Source organism: Euzebya sp. (assembly GCF_964222135.1).
Lineage (GTDB): Bacteria > Actinomycetota > Nitriliruptoria > Euzebyales > Euzebyaceae > Euzebya.
The window spans coordinates 1-19,981 of record NZ_CAXQBR010000050.1; the positions used below are offsets into that span (position 1 = coordinate 1).

18 protein-coding genes and 1 pseudogene are annotated in these 19,981 nt (G+C 70.6%); 2 read left to right on the forward strand and 17 right to left on the reverse strand.

What is annotated here, in order from left to right; genetic code table 11:
- Positions 1-110 precede the first annotated feature (110 nt).
- The 5 genes from ACEQ2X_RS11360 to ACEQ2X_RS11380 form a co-directional block, all read right to left on the reverse strand.
- Complete coding sequence (locus ACEQ2X_RS11360) at positions 111-719, reverse strand: M48 family metalloprotease (RefSeq protein WP_370325927.1); 609 nt, start codon at positions 717-719, stop codon at positions 111-113.
- Between the two features lie 150 nt (positions 720-869).
- Positions 870-2,585, reverse strand: coding sequence for a serine/threonine-protein kinase (locus ACEQ2X_RS11365; RefSeq protein ID WP_370325928.1), 1,716 nt, complete (start codon positions 2,583-2,585; stop codon positions 870-872).
- Positions 2,582-3,493, reverse strand: coding sequence for an RNA polymerase sigma factor (locus ACEQ2X_RS11370; RefSeq protein WP_370325929.1), 912 nt, complete (start codon positions 3,491-3,493; stop codon positions 2,582-2,584). Before ACEQ2X_RS11370 ends, ACEQ2X_RS11365 begins: the two co-directional genes overlap by 4 nt.
- Positions 3,494-3,812: 319 nt before the next feature.
- Complete coding sequence (locus tag ACEQ2X_RS11375) at positions 3,813-4,454, reverse strand: DUF2637 domain-containing protein (RefSeq protein WP_370325930.1); 642 nt, start codon at positions 4,452-4,454, stop codon at positions 3,813-3,815.
- The gene (locus tag ACEQ2X_RS11380; protein ID WP_370325931.1) at positions 4,451-5,314 is read right to left on the reverse strand and encodes a bifunctional DNA primase/polymerase; all 864 of its coding nucleotides are present in this window, start codon (positions 5,312-5,314) and stop codon (positions 4,451-4,453) included. Before ACEQ2X_RS11380 ends, ACEQ2X_RS11375 begins: the two co-directional genes overlap by 4 nt.
- A 207-nt stretch (positions 5,315-5,521) precedes the next feature.
- Here ACEQ2X_RS11380 and mobF point away from each other — a divergent pair, with 207 nt between their 5' ends.
- The gene (mobF, locus tag ACEQ2X_RS11385; protein WP_370325932.1) at positions 5,522-9,046 is read left to right on the forward strand and encodes a MobF family relaxase; all 3,525 of its coding nucleotides are present in this window, start codon (positions 5,522-5,524) and stop codon (positions 9,044-9,046) included.
- A 1,075-nt stretch (positions 9,047-10,121) separates the two neighbouring features.
- Here the strand turns inward: mobF and ACEQ2X_RS11390 are convergent.
- From ACEQ2X_RS11390 to ACEQ2X_RS11420, 7 genes and pseudogenes are all read right to left on the reverse strand, one after another.
- Positions 10,122-10,574, reverse strand: a complete 453-nt coding sequence (locus tag ACEQ2X_RS11390; protein WP_370325933.1) for a DUF2071 domain-containing protein — start codon at positions 10,572-10,574, stop codon at positions 10,122-10,124.
- Positions 10,552-10,851 (reverse strand): annotated as a pseudogene (locus ACEQ2X_RS11395) (DUF2071 domain-containing protein); the annotation flags it as partial. The gene ACEQ2X_RS11390 and the pseudogene ACEQ2X_RS11395, both read right to left, overlap by 23 nt.
- On the reverse strand, positions 10,775-11,386 hold the full coding sequence (locus tag ACEQ2X_RS11400) for a class I SAM-dependent methyltransferase (protein WP_370325934.1): 612 nt from the start codon (positions 11,384-11,386) through the stop codon (positions 10,775-10,777). The gene ACEQ2X_RS11400 and the pseudogene ACEQ2X_RS11395, both read right to left, overlap by 77 nt.
- Positions 11,386-12,642 carry a cytochrome P450 gene (locus ACEQ2X_RS11405; RefSeq protein WP_370325935.1) on the reverse strand — a complete coding sequence of 419 codons (1,257 nt, stop codon included), beginning with the start codon at positions 12,640-12,642 and terminating at the stop codon, positions 11,386-11,388. Before ACEQ2X_RS11405 ends, ACEQ2X_RS11400 begins: the two co-directional genes overlap by 1 nt.
- Positions 12,643-12,658: 16 nt before the next feature.
- Positions 12,659-13,063 carry a signal peptidase II gene (locus ACEQ2X_RS11410; RefSeq protein ID WP_370325936.1) on the reverse strand — a complete coding sequence of 135 codons (405 nt, stop codon included), beginning with the start codon at positions 13,061-13,063 and terminating at the stop codon, positions 12,659-12,661.
- A gap of 82 nt (positions 13,064-13,145) precedes the next feature.
- Entirely contained in the window at positions 13,146-15,062 is a 1,917-nt protein-coding gene (locus ACEQ2X_RS11415) for a heavy metal translocating P-type ATPase (protein ID WP_370325937.1), read from the reverse strand.
- Entirely contained in the window at positions 15,059-15,409 is a 351-nt protein-coding gene (locus tag ACEQ2X_RS11420) for an ArsR/SmtB family transcription factor (protein ID WP_370325938.1), read from the reverse strand. Before ACEQ2X_RS11420 ends, ACEQ2X_RS11415 begins: the two co-directional genes overlap by 4 nt.
- A gap of 172 nt (positions 15,410-15,581) precedes the next feature.
- On the opposite strand from ACEQ2X_RS11420, the gene ACEQ2X_RS11425 reads away from it, so the two are divergent.
- Positions 15,582-16,196: a cation diffusion facilitator family transporter gene (locus tag ACEQ2X_RS11425; protein WP_370325939.1), complete on the forward strand. Its 615-nt coding sequence runs from the start codon at positions 15,582-15,584 to the stop codon at positions 16,194-16,196.
- Positions 16,197-16,731: 535 nt separating this feature from the next.
- On the opposite strand, the gene ACEQ2X_RS11430 is transcribed toward ACEQ2X_RS11425, so the two are convergent.
- The 5 genes from ACEQ2X_RS11430 to ACEQ2X_RS11450 all read right to left on the reverse strand — a co-directional run bounded on the left by ACEQ2X_RS11430 (position 16,732) and on the right by ACEQ2X_RS11450 (position 19,968).
- Positions 16,732-17,244: a hypothetical protein gene (locus tag ACEQ2X_RS11430; RefSeq protein WP_372530560.1), complete on the reverse strand. Its 513-nt coding sequence runs from the start codon at positions 17,242-17,244 to the stop codon at positions 16,732-16,734.
- An 856-nt stretch (positions 17,245-18,100) separates the two neighbouring features.
- Positions 18,101-18,499, reverse strand: coding sequence for a hypothetical protein (locus ACEQ2X_RS11435; protein ID WP_370325941.1), 399 nt, complete (start codon positions 18,497-18,499; stop codon positions 18,101-18,103).
- Complete coding sequence (locus ACEQ2X_RS11440; RefSeq protein WP_370325942.1) at positions 18,496-18,666, reverse strand: hypothetical protein; 171 nt, start codon at positions 18,664-18,666, stop codon at positions 18,496-18,498. Before ACEQ2X_RS11440 ends, ACEQ2X_RS11435 begins: the two co-directional genes overlap by 4 nt.
- Positions 18,667-18,845: 179 nt before the next feature.
- Complete coding sequence (locus tag ACEQ2X_RS11445) at positions 18,846-19,520, reverse strand: cytochrome c-type biogenesis protein CcmH (protein WP_370325943.1); 675 nt, start codon at positions 19,518-19,520, stop codon at positions 18,846-18,848.
- Positions 19,402-19,968, reverse strand: coding sequence for a DUF2269 family protein (locus ACEQ2X_RS11450; protein ID WP_370325944.1), 567 nt, complete (start codon positions 19,966-19,968; stop codon positions 19,402-19,404). The genes ACEQ2X_RS11445 and ACEQ2X_RS11450 overlap by 119 nt, the downstream gene beginning before the upstream one ends.
- Between the last annotated feature and the right edge of the window lie 13 nt (positions 19,969-19,981).

A 19,981-nucleotide genomic window follows, 5' to 3' on the forward strand; every position in this document is an offset into this window, starting at 1 on the left:
AGGGGGTGACCCCGCTCACCACACCCTGACCGGGGAGGTTCTGGTGGCCACCAGCGGGGAGATCTGGTGGCCACCAGCGGGGACAACCCGTGACCGCCCCTGGGGAAGTTCTACTGGCCCTTGACACGCCACAACGCGACGTGCCCACAGCGGATGTGGCCGAGCTCGTGGGCCAGGACGAAGCGGAGGGTCGCCCAGTCGCCGTGCTCATAGGCGACATCGACCAGGTCGCTGGCCACCACGACATAGCCACGCCGCACCTGACACTTCGATGCCCACGCGTTCAACGCCCCGTTGCCGTTGGTGACGTACAGCCGCGGCACATAGTCGAGCCCGATGGCGGTGACGAGCTGGAGATAGACGGTGTGGAGGTCGCCGAGCTGGTGGTCGGTGACCTCGACGCTGTTGGCGACCTGACGCCAGTAGGTCCACCGGATCACCACCGCGGCCGCGAGCATCGGGACGGCGGCGCCCGCCATCGCCAGGGCCGCCCAATACGGCACGCCTTGGCCCTTCAGAAGGGCCGTGGTACCGACGATGATCCCCGCGGCGGTGGTGAAGCCGCAGGCGATGAGCATCGGCACCTCGGCGCGATGCCGGAGATCCCTCACCGTCGGATGACCGAGGGGCAACGCGTCGTCTGGGACCGGAGTCGCCCGGGGGATCGGGGCCGGTGCCGGCCAGTCGAGGGGGCCGATGTTGGCGTCGTTGACGTTCATGCCCGGTGAGACGGGCGCACCCCCGCGTCTGTGTCAACCAATTTGAGATTCTTCGTGGGACCGGTCCGAGGCCGGTGTCCCGCCCTCAATGCCGAGGCGGCTTCTCGGGCTGGTGGCGGCGTTCCGACTGCGTCTGTGATGATGTCGGCGTCAACTCGGTCGGGACATCTCCACGACCTGGTCGCCGGACAACTCGCAGGCCTCTTGGAGGACGTAGTCGTTCCTGATCGGGTGCAGGGCGACTGTGCCATCCCGTCTGAGGATCACCTCGCAGAAGCCCCCGACGGGGATGTCGAAGACGTACTGGCTGGGGACCAGCTCTTCTGCGCCCGCAAGGAGACCGTCGAGGTCTGCCTCATCAAGCTGGGGACTCTCGGAGGTGATGGCCTGCCCGTCGTATCCCTCCGTCAGGCGGCACACGATTCCTTGATCGGGGATCGCATCCCAACGTCGAGGTAACGCGTCACAGGGCCCACGACGGGTCCAGAACACATCAACAGGACGCCCTGGAAAGACCGCCTCGACCAACGGCCAGCGCAGGCGGGGGGCTTCTCGTCCCTCCAAGGTCGACGTGTAGCCCAGATCGATGCCTCCCGACACCGCTGAGACGAGGCGGGCTATTCCCGGCGGAGAATCGGAGATGTCCTTGGCGAAGTAGAAGGCGGCATCGACTGCGACGTCGATGTCGTACTCCCATCCCAGATGGTCGACGACGTGGAACTGCCAGCGGTGCTGTTCGCGGGGACCAACCTGGTCGGTGACGACGCCTTCCGGATCAACCTGCAACTCTGCGGTGGGGTCGTCACCTGCGGCGAGGTCATCCAGATCTGCAAGCGACAGCCCGCTGACATCCTGATCGCCGAACTGAGCCATGGCGTCGTCGCGATCGTTCCCGAAGGCCGCGGCGACGGCTGCAGCGATTGCGATCACCGTGAGTGCAGCCGTCACCGCGATCACCCGGCCTGGTGACCACCTGCTGGCCGGTGTCGCCGTGTGGGCCACAGCGAGGGCGGCCTTGGACACGTCCACCGATGGGGCCGCGTCGACGATGCCACCGAGCCACGCCTCAGGGGTCGCCGGACGCTCAGCCACGCCACGCGCGAGGCCCGCGGCGACGGCTGCGGACAACCCGGCCGTAAGACCTGCCGCCTCCAACGCGGACGTGGCCTGAGCGACGTCCTCGAACGTGCCGTCGGTGAGCACCCACGTGAGCACCGCACTGGCCGCCCAGATGTCGGTGCGGACGTCCACGGGCTGGCCGGGGATCCGCTGCTCAGGCGCCCGGAACCCCTCGGTACCGCCGGTCGCTGAGATGCCGCTGTTCACCTTCAGGTCCTTGCAGAACCCGAGGTCGGTGACCACGAGACGTTCACCCTCACCGATCAGCGACGACGGCGGCACCGTCGTATCGACCCGCGGCGGGCGGGTCGTCACCAACACATTGGCGGGGGTGAGATCGCGGTGCACCACACCTTCGGAGGCCATCGTGGCGACCGCGGCAGCGAGCGCAATGGCGATCGTGACCACGTCAGCCTCAGTCGGCCGCCACCCCCGTCCCCGTGCCTCAACAGCCCGGTCACGCAACGTTCCCCGATCACACAGCTCGAGGACGAGGAACGGACTGCCGTCCTCAGTCTCTGCGAGGTCATGGACGGTCATGACGTGCGGCGAGGACAGCCGACGCAGGATCTGCCCCTCGGCGATGAACCGCCGCCGGATGTCGGGGTTCGCCGCATGGTTGGCCGCCAAGACCTTGACCGCGACCCAATCGTCCAGCTGCTCGTCGTGTGCCCGATGCACGGTCGCGAACGCGCCGGTGCCAAGGAGCTCCTCCAGGCGGTAGCGGCCGAGCAGGCGGGTTGTCACGCTGCTGTCCTCACCCAGGCGGCGGCGATCATTGCCCGTCCGCGTTTCACGCGGGTCCGCACCGTCGCCTGATGCAGGTCGAGCAGCCGTGCGATCTCCGCATACTCCAGCTGCTCGACATCCCGCAACGTCACCGGCTCGCGGTAGGCCTCAGGCAGGTCCGCCAACAACCCGGTGACCGCCTCCCGGGTGGCGATCAGGGAGCTGATGCGCCGTTGATCCGATACCACGTCCTCGGGTAGGCCCTCGGTGGGGCGGAGCGTGCGGAGGTGGTCGATGGCCTTGTTGCGGGCGACGGTGTACAGCCAGGTCGTGAAGCGGCTGCGGCCATCCCATGAGCCGATCCGCTCGGCCACCAGGATCAACACGTCCTGGCTGATGTCCTCCACCGCCTGGGGGTTCGTGACCAGCCGTCGGACCGGCACCCGGATCGACCCGTCCCCGTCGATGAGTTCGAGCAGTTCCACCAGCGCCGCGCGGTCTCCCGCCCGTGCCCGGACGGCAAGGGTCTCATGTGCTCCGACGTCCGGTTGTGTCGTTGACCGACCCACCGCTGGTTCCTCCGCCGTCCCCCGATGCCTGGTGTCCGGTTCTGAGCATGCCCCAGAAAAACTAGTCCCGACAACCATCGTTTCCCCAGCATCCGTGCCACAGCGCTCTGCCGGGACTGCCAAGACGTGCTCGACGAACGGGTCGATGACCGTTCTCGCCATCTCCGCTCCCCCAGGCGGAGATGCGCATCGTGATGGCCTGTGCGCGGGGTCGGCGCCATCGTCCCTGATGCGGTTCGAGTCCGGGCCGGCGACTGCGAGCCCGGCCACGCCCGAATGCGGAGACAGCAGGACGCCAACGACGTGACGTGTCTTGTCATCCGGTGTGCAGCCGTCGTGTGCGTTGATCGGGGTCATCCCAGCCGTCCTGTCACAGTCGATCCGGACGACGCCATGTGGTGGCGTCACCTGGTGGGACGCAGCAGCCACCCGCGTTGTGTCACCCGATCCACCACGTCAGCCGATCGGCTTCGGTCATGTGTGGCACGGTGCGGCCGAGGAGTGGGTCGGCGCCCGCGCCAGGCGGGTGGGGCTGGGCGGGCGCCTCCAGCCGCGGGGAGACGGGGATCTCCCGGTGACCGGCTGGTCGCCAAGAGACTAGTCCATCAGTTTGCCGCGGAGGAAGTTGTTCACCGCAGCGCTGGGGTGCGTCCCGCCGACGGTCCACAGCCCCTGCCTACTGGGAGGCGAGCCAGCGCCCGATGGTGGAGGGGTGGACGCCGAGTTCCTTGGCGATGCGCGTGTTCGTCCAACCGTCACGCCGGTAGGCCTGCGCCTGCGCACGCCGATCAGCACGTCGCAGGCTGGGTTTCGAGGCGGGCGTCGGGGCTTGGCTCGTGTGCCGGTGAGTTGCGCCGTCGGGGCCCGCGGCGGTGGTGCGTCGGGTGAGTTCGACGGTGAGGTGGGTGATGGCGAGTAGGACCAGCGGCGGTACCGAGGCGATCACCGCGGCGAGCAGCTCGGGAACGTCGCCTTCGGTGGCGACCATGGCGTGGGTGGCGTTGCCCGCGACGGAGATCGTGGCGCCGGCGACCAGCAGGGTCCAGGGGTACCAGGTGGCCCGCCTGCCGTGGGGGGCGAGGGCGACCACCGAGATCGTCGCGACGACGGTGATGCCGTCCACGATGAGCGGCCACACCCACGCCTGGCCAGCGGGGATGCCGGCGCGTCGGGCGAGATCGGCCAGGGCGGTGAAGGACAGCCAAAACGCCCCGAGCGCGATGGCCACCGTGCCCCCAACCGCGGAGCCGACGACCCACCGCGACACCGACCCCGCCGCCTCACTGGTAGACGGGACTGGCGATCGCGTGGTGGTCATCGGCTGAGGCTCCGATCGGGGCGCCCTTGGCGCTGGGTCCGTGGCGGTGGCAGCGGGTGGGCGGTGCGGTAGGCCGAGCGGATCGTGGCGGCCGCCTCGGCGGGGCCGAGGCCGGCCTGGGCGGCGGCGGTGCCGAGCTCGTCGTGGGCATCGAGGTGGGAGACGTCAGCCTCGGCGTACCGGCAGGCCGCCCAGAACAGGCTCGCATTGCGGGTCCCCTCCGGCCTCGTCGCCACCCAGCCGGCCAACCGCGACGACACCCCCGCGATCCTGCCCTGCGCTGACACCCTCCGCGGTGGCGGCCGGTCGGGGGTGAGGTGTCGACGAAGCGCTGCCGCATCGAGTGGCCGGCCCTCCTCCCCCACCGCGATGGGCCGGTAGGTGCCGGCGCCGGTGATCACCGATGGGGGGACGAGGACGTACCCGCCGACCCCACGGAAGTCCACGTGCACGCTGGTCAGCGACCAGGAGGGCTGGGGCCGATCAGGCTCGGCTGGGTAGTAGCGGTGCTCCCCACCCGACGGCGTCGCGACCCGACAGACCCACCCGGCCGTCATGCCGGCTTCCTCCGCACCGGTCATCGCGGCGAACCCCGACCCGGTGGGGCGGCGGTCGATGTCGACCACGTCCACGCCGCCTCCCCCGGTGGCCAGGCCGATGTTCCCATCCGGCCAGCGTGCCCACCAGGCCCGTAGCTGGGCGGGGTCGGTCGTGGCGCCCCGGAACCCGCGGGGCGTGAGGGGCCGCTTCGCACCCGGCGCGCACGGGAACACCGCATAGCCCGCTGCGGCGTACACCAGCGCCGCACCAAGCCGACCCTCCTCGTCGCTGGCCCGGGCCATGACCTGACCGATCTTCATCCTTCTGCCACCTCCAGCTGGGTCGACCACTTGCGTCGTCACCAACCAGGTGCACCGCCCCTCCCAGCCACCCCCGCCGCGGCCTCGTCCCCCGTACCCCTGCGCGGCTCCTCGACGCCCGCACCCACCACTCCCGGACACACTTCTTGCAGATCGAGGAGGTCAGGCGGCCGCCGCACACCTGTGAGATGTGGAGCACATCTCGGGGTGGTCTGGGTGACGGTGTCGATGCGGGTGATGTCCGCCGGCGCCGGCTACCGCTACCTGCTGAACTCCGTCGCCGTCGGCGACGCCGTCCGCGAGCCCGGACGCGGGCTGGCGGACTACTACACCGTTGAGGGCTGCCCGCCAGGCCGGTGGCTCGGTTCAGGACTGCCGGCCCTCGGCAGCGGGCACCTGCGGGCAGGGGACGTGGTTGAGGAGGAGCAGGTGGCGCGCCTGCTCGGCCAAGGCCGCGACCCGCTCAGCGGGGAGCCGTTGGGACGCGCCTACCCCCAGTACCGCACCCGGTCGGAGCGGATCGCCGACCGCGTCGCCACCCTCGACCCTGACCTGTCCGGGGAGGCACGGGCGGCCGCCGTCGAACGGATCGAGCGGGAGGAAGGTGAGCGGCGGCAGCGGCGGGCGGTGGCCGGGTTCGACCTGACCTTCAGCGTCCCCAAGTCCGTCTCGGTCCTCTGGGCCCTCTCCGACCCCGACACCCGCACCACCATTCTGGAGGCGCATCATGCGGCGATCGGTGACGTCATCCAGCTGGTCGAGCGGGAGGTTGCCGCCACTCGCATGGGCGCATCCGGACCGGACGGCGCGGTCGCCCAAGTGCCCGTCACCGGCATCATCGCCGCGGCGTTCGACCACTACGACTCCCGCGCCGGCGATCCACAAGTTCATACGCATGTGGTGATCGCCAACAAGGCTCAGGCGGTCCTCGACGGCCGATGGCGCAGCCTGGACGGCCAACCGATCCACGCCGCCATGGTCGCCTTGTCCGAGCACTACAACGCCATCCTCGCCGACCGCCTCACCGACACCCTCGGCAGCGTGTGGCGTCAACGTGACCGCGGACCGGACCGCAATCTGGGATGGGAGATCGCCGGCGTCCCCGAGGAGCTACTCGACGCGTTCTCGACGCGTACGACGGGGATCGAGACGGCGGTGGTGGACCTGATCGATGACTACGTCGCCACCCACGGCCACCAGCCATCCCCGCGGACGGTGATCCGTCTCCGCCAACAGGCCACCCTCGCAACGCGTCCCGACAAGCAGTTTGCGTCCCTGGCCGACCTCACCGAGCGGTGGCGTGCAACCGCTGATGCGGTCGGCATGCCCGCTACCCGGTGGTTGCAGGGTGTGCTGGCCGGTCGTGTGCAGCAGCGGTTGCGTGCAGACGATCTGTCGGCTGCAACGCTCAGCGCGATCGCGGCAACCGTGGTCGATGCAATCGGAGAACGCCGCTCGACCTGGCGACGCTGGAACCTGCACGCCGAAGCAACCCGCCAACTCATGGGCGTCCGCTTCCACAGCACCGCCGACCGCAACACCATCCTCACACAGGTCATCGACGCCGCCGAAGCGTCGTCGGTGCCGCTCACCCCACCCGACCTCGCCCCCGTCCCCGCCGAGCTGCAACGCACCGACGGCACCAGCGTGCTACGACCCCGCCACACCACCGTGTTCACCTCCGCCGAGCTGCTCGCCGCCGAAGACCGACTCATTGCGCTGTCCCGCACAACCCACGCCCCGCAGATCCCCGCGGATACGGTGATTCATCACGCCGACGGGCTCGGCGAGGACCAGGTCGCCGCCATCAGCAACGTGGCCACCTCTGGCCGCGTGGTGGATGTGCTCGTCGGCCCGGCGGGGGCGGGCAAGACCACCACCATGCGCGCCCTCCGTGCCGCGTGGGAGCACCTCTACGGCACCGGATCCGTCCTCGGACTCGCCCCGTCAGCCGCCGCCGCGGAGGTCCTCGGCACAGAACTCGACATCACCGCCGACACCACCGCCAAGTGGCTGCATGACCACCACGCCGGACGCGCCCAGTTTCGGGCCGGGCAGCTGGTCGTTGTCGATGAGGCTTCGCTCGCGGGCACCCACACCTTGCACCGGATCGCCACCGCGGCCGCCGACGCCGGCGCCAAGGTTCTCCTTGTGGGGGATTCCGCTCAGCTCGCCGCCGTCGATGCCGGCGGGGCGTTCGCCATGCTGGTCGGCGACCGCGACGACGTCGCCGAGCTCACCAGCGTCCGGCGTTTCCACCACGACTGGGAGAAGGATGCATCCCTGCGTCTCCGCAACGGCGACCCCGCCGTCCTCGACGACTACAGCCAGCACGGCCGGCTCCATGGCGGCGACACCGACACGATGCTGGACGCCGCCTACACCGCATGGCAGACCGACCTCACCGCAGGCAGGACCAGCCTGCTGATCGCCCCCACCCGCGACCAGGTCACCGCCCTCAACACCCGCGCCCAAACCGATCGTGCCGCCGCCGGCGCCGTCGACCTCACCACCAGCGCACCGTTGCGGGACGGCACCGCCGCCGGCATCGGCGACCTCATCGTCACGCGGCGGAACCGCCGGCAACTCACGACGACGTCCGGCCGCTGGGTCCGCAACGGTGACCGGTGGACCGTGGACGCCGTCCACCCCGACGGGAGCCTGACCGTCCGAGCGCCGGGGGCGGGGACGGTGCAGCTGCCCGCCGGATACGTCGCCGACCACGTCGAGCTGGGCTACGCCGTCACCGCCCACCGCGCCCAAGGAGCCACCGTCGACACCGCCCACGCCCTCATCACGCCCGGCATGACCCGCAACACCGTCTATGTGGCTCTAACCCGCGGTCGACAGGTCAACCACGCCTACACCTGCACCGACACCCCCGATGCGGAGCTCCACCAGGTCGAGAACGAGCCGCTCTCGGCACGGGACGTACTCGTCGCCGCCATCAGCCGCTCCGGTGCCGAACAGTCCGCTCACGCCACCACACGGACCGAGCAGGACCGCTTGGGCAGCGTCGCTCAGCTCGCCGCGGAGTACGAGACCATTGCCGCAGCCGCACAACGACCCCGCTGGACCACCCTGATCCACACCTGCGGCCTCACCACCGAGCAGGCCGAGCAGGTCCTCACCTCCGACGCGTTCAGCGCGCTCACCGCCGCCCTACGGCGCGCCGACGCCCACCACCTCACACCCGAAAGACTCATGCCCGGCCTCGTCGCCGACCGCGACCTCGACGACGCTGACGACATCGCTGCCGTCCTCCACCACCGCGTGACCGCCGCCACGACGAGAGCGTCCAGGACCCGGCAGCGGCCCTCGCACATGGTCGCCGGACTCATCCCGAAAGCCGACGGGCCCATGTCCGACGCGACGCGCGTCGCCCTGGACGAGCGCGAACAACTCATCCTCCAGCGCGCGAAAGCCGTTCTCCAGGAGGCCGCCTCGAGCGGCGCGTCATGGCTCCGTCACCTCGGCGCGTTGCCGCCCTGGGCCGCGCAGCGAGCCCCATGGACCAGCGAGCTCATCACCATCGCCGCCTACCGCGACAGGTACGCCATCACAGCCGACACCCCGCTCGGGGCGACACCAACGTCAGACGCACAACGCGCTGACGCCGCCACCGCCGCCGCGGCACTCGAACGTCACCGCCTCCGCTCGCCCTTCACCGAGCGCGAGGCGCTCCACGGGCAGAGACGCAAGATGCAGCCACGCGGGCTCACCCGACCCTGACCGTGCCCTGCAATCACATGGGATGTCGCCCCTGGACCTTTCCCCGACGGCGCGTCCTCGTTCACAGAACAGACTTCGGAGCTCTGACGAGGACGCCAACAAACGGTCGATGATCCCGGTTGCCTGCCCTCCCGTCGAGGAAGGACGACGTGCAAGGAGCGCCCTGTTCGACGGGCCTTGTCCCTGCCGGCATGAACGGGGCGCTCCTCTCGGCCACCGTGCCCACGCCATGACGCCCGTACACCAAGGTGGCGTCACACGCCCGACCCGACAGGGGATTCGATTGGTCACGTCCGCTTCGAACGAGCCTCGTGGGCGCCAGCCCATCCACGATGGCGACGAGTAGGAGCGTGGATTGCGCCCGGCGGAGAGCGGGTACGGGACCGTCACGGCCGTACACGATGCAGCTCTTCGGTGATGCATCCTGTACGGCCGTCCACCAGACCCCGTCCCGGTCCGGGTAGGGATCAGTCAGCTGCATGTTGGCCGCTCCCGGGGTACACGCAGCCGCGGCATCGCGAAGAAGGGTTCATCGCGTCTGTCCACGGACCCTGGGGCAAGGACCCTTGGACGCGTGATCGCGTCCACCTGTCGACCGACCCGGTCTGCGCTCTCGTCATGTCCCACGACGTGTCCACCGGCGTTCCTGCTGCACCGCACCCCTGCGAGGCTGACCCTCGTCCGGTCGTGCTGGTCCTCGTCGGCCTGCCAGCCTCGGGCAAGACGACCGCGGCGCGGGCGTGGGTGGTTGCTGACCCGTCGAGGCGGTTGCGGTTCTCCAACGACGACGTCAGGTCCATGTTCGGCCATCCCCTCCCGTCGGATGCCCGCTGGGACGCGGTCCCCCGCGCCTTCATGACGATCATGCGGACCATGCGCAACGCCACCATCGGTGCTGCGGTGACCCGGCGGAGTGTCGGTGGTCGTGGACAACCTCAACATCGCGCCGCGTCATGCCCCCCGTCTCAGCGAAGTCGCCGGCGACGCTAGGGTCGTCGTGGACGATCCGTTCCTGGCCGTCGACGTCGCCATGGACGCCGTCGAACGGGCCAGCACACCCGTGCCGTCGGGGAGGTCAGCTTCGGCGTGCCGCGACCCGCCTGATCCCGTCCACGGATCGGCGTCGGTGAACAGCTGCACGCAGGGCCAGCCCGCCCGTCCGCTCAGGCGTCGGGGTGGTGCACCGGGGTCGAGGATTGCCGGTCAGGTCCCAGCACCTGCCCACGTTCGCGCAGCTCTCGGGCCAGCCGGCGGATGACGTGTGCGCCGATCGGGTCGGGCCGGGTAGGAGGCCTGCGGCAGCTGACAGGCCGTCCTGGGCACGGATGACCTCGACCTCGCACAGGCGCCACCGCTGGTGCACCACCGGGGTGTAGACCAGCCGCCCGGCGACGAGGGAGTGGGCCCCCCAACGGTTCACCAGCCACCGGTCGACCGCATCCAGACCCCTCCGCTCCCCGATGCGGACACCACATCGCTGGTCCCCGCGGCCCCGGGAACCGGCGTCGACACCGGTAGGCCACCGCATCGTCGCGTTTGGTGATGCGCATCCGCGACCAGGTGTAGGGCTGGCCGATCAGCCGCGGCAGGGCGATGCCGACCAGGTGGGGGATGTCAAGGGAGCAGAACCACAGCGCCGGCCCGCGTGGCCCGCGCACGTACGTGCGGACGTCAGTCTCGAGAAACGTGCCGAGCACCGGGGGCGTGGTTCTTGGTGTAGACAGCGGTTCAGGCAGAGCCCCGTGGCATCCGCTCGGCGACGCCGAGGGCGTAGTCTCCCGCGAGCATCGTCCGGTGTCGATCACCGACGTGCAGGTCGTGGTCCTGGAGAACGCCGACGAAGTCGTCGGCGGTGAAGCGGTCGTGGTCGGGGTGGTCGAACAGCAGCCGGTAGGTCGGCCGGTCCAGCGCGTGCTTGGTGACCTCGCTGTAGTAGAAGCGGCCGCCTGGCCGCAGGACCCTGCGGATCTCTGCGACGGCGGCCCGCCAGTCGGGGACGTGGTGGACGATGGCGAAGTCGAACACCGCATCGACGCTGGCGTCGGCCACATCGATGGACGCGGCGTCCCCGACGTGGACCTCCACCTCGGGTCGGTGGGCGTGGCGGCGGCGAGCGCGCGTGACCATGGCGTCGTCGAGGTCGATGCCGATGACGCGGTCGGCACCGAACCGGTCAAGGATGAGCTCGATGCCCGCGCCTCGTCCGCAGCCGATCTCCAGTGCCGTGCCGCCGGCCAGCCGACCGCCGAGCCGCAGCAGCAACGGAGTCTCCACGGCGCGCTGCAGCCACCAGCGGGGGGCACTGTTGATGAGCACGGTCTCGGCCTTGTTCATCCGCATCAGCGCCGCACCGCCGGGCTTCGCACGTCACGGATGACAACGCCGCTGTGCGGACGCGCGGGCATGTGTGACAGGCTGACGTGGAGGTTCTGGTGGGGGACCGTGTACGTCATCTCGCGGGTAAGCACGGCGACGGCGGTCTGCATGAGCCGGATGGTGATCCACTCTCCGGCACAACGGTGACCGGTGTGATGGTCACCGCCGCCCTGCGGGATGAGGGTGAAGGGGTTACCATCCCACGTGGCGAACCGTTCCGGGCGGAACCGGTCGGCCTGCTCCCACAGGTCGGGATGCCGGTTGGTGCCGTACAGGTCGAGTAGGACCCGGCGACCACGAGGGAACCGGGCGCCGTGCCAGTCGAAGTCGTGGCGGACCCGTGCGGCGGCGGCCGGAAGGAACGGGGAGGTGCGGCGGACCTCGTGCACGAACCACTCCACCTCCTCGTCCGATCCGTCTGCGAACCGGTCGCGCCACTCGGGGTGCTCGTGCAGCGCCAGGGCGGCGAAGGCGATGAAGTGGGTGATCGCCACGGTCGGACGCAAGACGTTGATGACCTCCACCGCCGCGACCTGGGCGGGCAGCAGACGTCCTGAGGGGTCGCGGTGCGTGGCCACGACCTGCAGTGCGCTGCCGTCCGGTGGTTGCAGCGTCCCCCGGCGGGTCTGCTCGACGAGCTCACCGATCCACGCGTCTGTGCGGCGACGGGCGCGGCGGGCGGACAGGTAGGGGACGTGCGGGAACCCGAGAGGGTGGAACAGCGCGACGAGGTCGTCGGTCCGCTGCGCCACCTCGTCATCAGCTAGGGATACGCCCGTCCATGCGCACACCGTCTCGCACAGCAGCCGTGCCACCTCGTCGTACAGCACGACCTCCTCACGCGCCGACCAGCGGCCGATCGCCGTTCGCCAGCGTGCCGCGAACCGGTCGGCCAAGTCGTCGATCGCCGCCGGTGTCATCAGCGACATCAGCATGTGCTTGCGGTGGTGGTGTGCCGCGTCGTCGAGACCCTGGACCCCGCCCTGTCCGAAGAGGGTCCTCAGGGCGATCGCCGGTGATGCACCGCGACGCTCGAACCGGTCGCTGTAGAACATCTCGGCCGCCGCCGCGCCGCGCATGCAGATCACCGGCTGGAGGAGCAGCCGGGTCTGGAACACGTCCGAGCGGTAGTGGCGACAGCGGTTGGATATGAACGCGTACCCGTCGTGGAGGAACGCCAGCGTGCTGTCAGGTCCACGGTTATGTGGCAACTCGGGCATCTGATTGTCTCCTGGCTCAGCGCTGCGGGTTGACGGAGTCGTCCGTCACCGTCCGCGGAGTGGCATATACGTCGGTCCGGTCGTCTGCGGCCGCGGTGAGCAGTAGCAGGGCGACGCCTGCGGTGATGAAGACGTCGGCGACGTTGAACACCGGGAACCAGCCCAGGTCGAAGAGGTCCACGACGCCGCCGCCGCTCGCACGGTCGAGCAGGTTGGCCAGGCCACCGCCGACGATGAGCCTGGCTGGAAGGCGGCCGCCGAGGTGGCCAGGCCAGGCAGTGACGGCCAGGGCGAGGACCGCCATGCCGGTGAGGGAAAGGATGAGAACCCGTGGCTGTCCGCGCCCAGGCTGAACGCCATCCCGGTGCTGGAGGCGACTCGCAGACGGAGGAGCCCGAGATCGACCGGTCCGCTGAGCCATCCCACGGCGGCCAGCTTGGTGGCGGCGTCGATGGCCACCGCGGTGACCGCGACGGCGAGGAGCCCGCGGTGCTGCGACGTCTTCACGTTCGGGCCAACCGGGTGCCGTTGACGATCACGACCAGCTCGGACAGCTCGTGAGCGAGCACGGCCAGCGGCAACCCGATCAACCCGAGCAGCGCACCTGGGACCAGCACGCCGAGGATGACGAAGGACAGCACGAGGTTCTGGCGGACGACGCGGCGGGTCCGCCGCCCGATCCGGATCGCGTCGGTGAGCTTGCCGAGGTCGTCGGCCATCAGGGCGACGTCGGCGGTCTCGATCGCGATGTCGCTGCCGGCGGTGCCCATCGCGATGCCCACCGATGCGGTGGCCAGCGGCGGGGCGTCGTTGATGCCGTCACCGACCATGGCGACGTGGCCGAAGCGACCGCCGAGCTGCTGGACGTACTCTGCCTTGTCGTCGGGGGAGAGGGCCGCTCCGACCTCGTCGATGCCGACCTGCTCAGCGATGAACCGGGCGGTGCGCGGGTTGTCACCGGTAAGCATCACGACGTGCTCGATCCCCAGGCGGTGCAGGTCCTCGACGGTGCGGGCGGACTGCTGGCGCACCGTGTCCGCGATCGCGAGGACCCCGAGGACGCCGTGGTCGTCGGCCAGCACCACGACGGTCCGCCCCTGCGCTTCCAGATCCTCGATGTCGGCCCGTATAGCGCTGACGTCATGTCCCTCACCCTCTATGAACGCAGGTGAGCCGATGCGATGGACCGTGCCGTCCAGCGTCGCCCGCGCGCCGCCACCGGTGACCGCCTCGAACGCCGTGGCCTCCGGGACCGCGAGTTGGTGGTCGTCGGCGGTGGCCAGGACCGCACGCGCCAGCGGGTGTTCGGAGCGCCGCTCCACCGCCGCAGCACGCACGAGGACGTCATCGCGGTTGTGCTCGCCGGTGGGTCGGACGTCGACGACCTCCGGTGCGCCGCGGGTGAGCGTGCCGGTCTTGTCCATCGCCACCGCGCGCAGCCGGCCCAGCTCTTCGAGGTAGATGCCGCCCTTGATCAGCACGCCCTTGCGGCTGGCGCTGCCGATCGCCGCGACGTAGGTGACGGGGATGGAGATCACCAGCGCGCACGGTGCGGCCGCGACCAGCACCGTGGCCGACCGCAGCACCCACACGCCCCAGTCGCCCGACACGATGCCACCGACGAGCGCCACGAGGGCACCGGCGGCCAGGACCGCCGGCGAGTAGATCCTGGCGAATCGCTGCATGAATTGTTCGCCGCGGCCCTTGCGTTCCTGCGCGTCGCTGACCAGCTCGACGACCTTCGCCAGCGTGTTGTCCGACGCGGTGGCGGTGGCCTGGACCACCAGTGCCCCCTGGGCGTTGGAGGTGCCCGCGAACACGCGGTCACCGGGCTGCTTCTCCACCGGTACCGACTCACCGGTCACCGCTGACTCGTCGATCGCGGTCCGGCCCTGCTCGATCGCACCGTCGGTCGCCACGTTCTGCCCCGGGCGCACGACGAACCGGTCGCCGGCGGCGATCGCGTCGACGTCGACCTCCTCCTCGGTGCCGTCGTCGCGCAGACGCGTCACACGCCTCGGCGCGAGGTCCAGCAACTTGTTGATGGCCGCCCGCGTGCGGTCCTCGGTGAACTCCTCCAGCGCCTCGGAGATCGAGTACAGGAACGCAAGCGACGCCGCCTCGCCCCACTCGCCCAGCAGCCCCGCGACCACCGTGGCGACCGTCATCAGCAACTCGATGCCGATCTCGCGGTCCTCCCACAGCTCCTCCACCGCCTCGGCGGCGAAGAAGCGGGCGCCGACCACGGTTGCGACGACGTAGACCCCGGTCACCAGGGGCATCGGCACCCCGGCCAACCCGGCGACGAAGCCCACCGCAAGCAGCACGCCAGCACTGGCCGACCACCGGACCGGACGGGAGTGCCACAGCCGCTCCACCGACGGCTGGTCCTGCCGCGTCACCTGCGCCGCGTCGGTCACCGCGACCCGTCCGGCCGGATGTAGTTGTCGCACAGGGCGATCTGCGAACCGGTCGCCGCCAGGAGCACCTCAGCGGCGAGTAGCAGCTCCACGACCTCCTCCTGGGCGATCCGGTAGTGCACGGCCCGCCCCTCGGGTCTGTCGACCACCAACGCGCACTCTTTCAAGCACGACAGGTGCGCCGACACGTTGGCCTGGGAGCACCCGAGCCGCTCCACGAGGTCCTTCACCCGCAGCTCCCCCTCGTCGAGCAGGGCCAGCAGGATCCCCAAGCGCGTCGGATCCGCGAACCCGCGGAACAGCTTCGCCGCCGTGGCCACGTCCACCGCCGACACCACCTCTGCCATCCCTTACCTCCCACGCGGTTTCGCCCCTCACCATCTGGAGCATAGTCTACAGCGATGTCATCGCAAATCAGTGATGAGACGACCACCTACCAGCGCAACCACCCGGCGATGGACACGTTGCCTTGGAGGCTCACCCGTGCCTGACGAGCACGCATCGACATCCGGACGGGGTGTGACATCACGTGACGGCCTGCTCCGGCGCGGGGAGCGGTTGGAGACCTTCAGCGTCACCTGGGACGTCGTGGAAGGCATCGTCGCGACCATCGCCGGGCTCGCCTCTGGCAGCACGACGCTGCTGGGCTACGGCTTCGAAAGTGTGATCGAGGTCACCGCAGCGGGGACGCTGCTGTGGCGGCTGCGGCGGGAACGCCGCGATGAGGACGCGTCGGAACGCGTGGAGCAGCGGGCGCTGCGCGTCGTGGGCGCGTCCTTCTTCGTCCTGGCCGCCTACGTCAGCTACGAGGCGATCTCCAAGCTCGTCCAAGGAGTGGCGCCGGAGTTCAGCATCCTCGGCATGGGCATGGCGGCGGCCACCGTCGTGGTGATGCCGCCGCTGGCCCTCGCCAAGCGGCGCACCGGCAAGGAACTGGGCAGCGACGCGCTCGTCGCCGACTCACGCGAGACCATCGCTTCGACGTACCTGGCGGTCACGGTGCTGGCCGGCCTCGGGCTGTACCAGCTCTTCGACTGGTCGTGGTCGGACGCCGTCGCCGCGCTGGCCATGGTCCCCTACCTCCTGTGGTCTGGGATCGACGCGTGGCGCGACGCGTCCGACGACGGTGGCTGAGACCCGTCGGTGCGCTCCACGACGTTGCGGCGCAGCTGCGCGCCGATGCTCGCGCCGAACACGTCGTCCACTCCATGGAGCACGGCGCGGCGTGGGTCGCCTACGACCCCGCACGGATCGGGCGCCGACGTCGAGGAACAGCCGGGCGCGCCGGTCGTCGCCACGGCCTGGACGTACCAGCTGCGGCTCCACGGCCTTCACGACCCGACGCTGGACGCGTTCATGCGCCAGTTCAGCAAGGTCCGCAGACACCGGAACCTGGCGCCGCGGGCACCGGCGGTGTCGGTGAGCAGACCTACACCGACATCCTCGGAGCCGTAGTGTACCTGGCTGTCGGGACCGAACCAGGATCAGCCCAGCGTCGTGGAGACGACCGTGAAGTCGCGAAGCCGAGCAGCAGCGCCGCGGTGGAGGCCTGGGTGTCCTCGGTCTCGTGGGCTTCGGCGATCATGTCCTCTAAGGCGGCGACGACGAACAGCCCGGCGGTGCCCACCAGCGCGGTCAGACTGCCAGCTCTCCGGCCGGCCTCTCAAGGTCAGGTAGGGACACCACCGCACCGAGCAGGACCGGGACGACTGTGGCGAGTGACAGCAGCAGCCGTCGTGACCGCGGCACGCCATTGCCTCGGAAGGTCATCGTGGCCGCTGCCCCCCTCGGGCCCGTCGGCGAGGACCAGTCCGACGGCTAGCACGAACCCGAGTCCACCGCCGACCGAGGCGCCCGCGCCGATCAGCAGCCCGTCGCCGAACAGGTCGGTCGCGACGGCCAGGTAGATCATCCACATCCGGCCGCCACCTTCGCTGCGCACCTCGATGGCCCGCTGGGCCAGCAGGTATAGCCCGCCGCCGACGAGGAACGCGGCGGCGATCACCCAGCCGGACAGCACGTCGACCGCGCGCGGCATGATCTCGATGGCCACCACCGCAACCACCACGCCGGCCGCGGCGTGCAGCGCACGGTTGCGCCACCGGTCCGACGGCGGAGCCAGTTCAGCGGTCAGGCCACCGGCTATGTTGCCCGCGGCGGGCAGCAACGCGAGGAGCAGCACGTCTGCCATGACCGTGCGCTTCCCGCTGTGATCGGCTGCGCAACCCACGACGCCACCAGCGACGGACGTGCCGGCGCACCGCCACTGCAGAACCTCACCCTGTCCGGCGATCCTGCTCGCGCTCCTGACCTGGCAGCCACCGGCGTCCCCGACCTGGCGACCGTCGTCCTGGCCCACGAGCTCGCCGAGGTCCTCGTCATCGCCAACGGGGGCGCGCTGGTCGATGCCGCCACGCACCGCTATCCACCGTCCGCCAGGACCCTGCCACCGCCGAGTCGCCCAAGATGGCCATCGGCCGCGCGGTGCACCCACCGATGTGCGAGACGACCGCCGCCTCCAGCTTGGCTTCGACGGCCGCGCGCTACCCCCCGTCGCCGTCCTCGCGGGTCACGGCCCGCCCACCTGCAAGTTTGAAGGCGGTCGTACAGCCGGGACGGCGCGCCGGTCCGAGGATTCCGCACGCCGCTGCGCGGACGGCCAAGGTGGGTGCTGCGCCTGACCCGTACCCGCAGCGAGGAGGGGCACGCTTGGAGGCGCCAGGACTGTGCGATGGCCCTTCGACGCGATCAGTGTCCTCGGCCTGACGACCGACACGACGTTGCCGTTGCCGGTGGACTGCTTGGAGCAGCTCGTTGGGTGCCGGCGGTGGTGCTGACCGATCGGAGGCCGGCGGCGCGCCAGTGCGGGGACGAGGGGCGGGGTCCCCTTACGGTGGACTCCTCTCGCTCATACCGGTGGCGCCGACGTGTCGGCGTCGCACCCCGCCCGTGCCGGACGTCGCCGTGCTGACGCGCAGGTCGAGATGCTCGTGCGCAACGCGACGACGAGGCCACAGGAGCCAGCCCGAGGACGCAGGTCAGCTTCCGACCGACATCGTCGTCTCCATGCCCTGCTGGCGGTGACCTGGCAGCGTGCACCACAACGTGAGGGTGTCCTCGCCGGAGGTCTCGACGGTTATGGTGGTGATGTCCCCTGGCTGCAGGACCGACGTGCGGACGTCGGTGGTGGCCCCGGCGATCCGCAAGTCGTGGGCGGTCGCGCCTGCGTTGGTGACGTCGAGCGTTACGGTACCTTCGACAAGCCGGACAGCGGACGTGGCGATGGCGAAGTCGGTCAGGCCTACATCGATGGTGTCGGCGGGGATTCGCTGGGTGGTCACGCCGCCCCAGGCGGTGACGTCGCCGGTCGGGCCGCAGGCGCTGGCGGCGATGACCGACAGGGCCAAGACCGCGAGTTGTCGGCGGTGGCGGGTCACCGTTGCGGGTCCAGCAGCGAGCGGGCCAGCGGGATGCCGGGGTGGCCTGCCGGGGCGGCGTCGAGAAAGCGCTGCAGGGTCTGCGGCGCAACCGGTGAGCCGTCGGTCGCGAGGGCCAGGCCGAGCAGTAGCAGCCCGTCGGGCTGGTCCGGCTGCTGGGCCAACACGGCTTCGGCGGGGGCACGGGCGCCGTCGAAGTCGCCGGCCCGCAGCAGGCGCCCGGCGAGCTCCAGTTCGCGCGGGGACGTCCTGGGCGTCCCGTTGGACGGTGGCGCGCAGGGCGTCGAGCTCGGCGGTGGCGGCGGATCCTACGGCGTCGGCTGCGGGGAGGTTTCCCGTGGGGAGATCACTGGTCCCACGGGGTGCGACGTTCAGGAGCAGCAGGCCGGCCAGGACGAGGACGAAGGTGGCGGTCACACCGGCCCACGCCAGCCCCTGGCGGTGGGCGGTCGACCGACCGACGATCGGCCCCGCGGCGGTCGCCGCCTGCGTCGCACGCCGCCGGGCGGGGGTCGTGGTCGGCGCCTCGCGACGCTGTGCGGCCACCGCGGCGGCGGCCCGTGTCAGGGCGGCTCGGTGCGTCTCGGCGGCCGCGTCCTCGTCGGCGATCGCGGTGGCGTGCGCGAGCGCCGCTTCGAGCCGCTCCCCGGCGGGTCTGGGGCAGCGCGACCCGTCCCTCAACGTACAAGGCCGCCAGGTTGGCGGCGTGGTCGACGTCCGCCGCCGACACCGCGGTGGGACGCCGCCCCGTGTGCGCCATGGCGACGCCAGCGCCGCCCAGGACGGCCAGGACCGGCAGACCCCAGACGAGCCACCCGAGGCCACTGGCTTCAGGCGACAGCAGGATCCAGTCGCCGTAGCGCTGCACGAAGTAGCCGCGGACACAGAGACGGCCGTCGTGATCAACTGCGGGGCGACGCGCGCGATGCCAGCGCGGCCCCGACGATCCACCCGGCCACGAAGGTGACCAGGAGCACCAGCACGCCGGTGAACCAGCTCGGCTTGTAGACCATGAGTGCAACCAGCCCGATGCCGACCCCTACCAGGGAGTGGACCGGACCCCACAGCGTGGCCGCGGAGGACCGAGCACGCAGCGCCGGCGGCGCGGTCCCGTCACCGACCGCGTCGGCCTCGTCGGCCAGCCGACGCAACCGCGTCCCGCCGACCATCGGACCGACGGGTGCCAGCACCAGGAGACCCGCCAGTCCCAGGGTGATGAACGGGTTGGCGAAGCCACCCGCGTCGCCACCCCACACGGCGCCGGCAAGATGCCCCCCCGTCATCAGCGAGACCACGGCGGACCCGACGATCAGCACCCCGGCGCTGCGCGTGAACCGTGCCCACATCGCGATGTCCCGACCGGTGTCCGCTGCGCGTACCCGCACGCCGGCGAGGACCTGGACGATCCCACCACCGACGATCCCGATGGCGGCCAGAACGTGCAGGAACAACGATGATGCGTCAACCACTGGTACCTCCTGA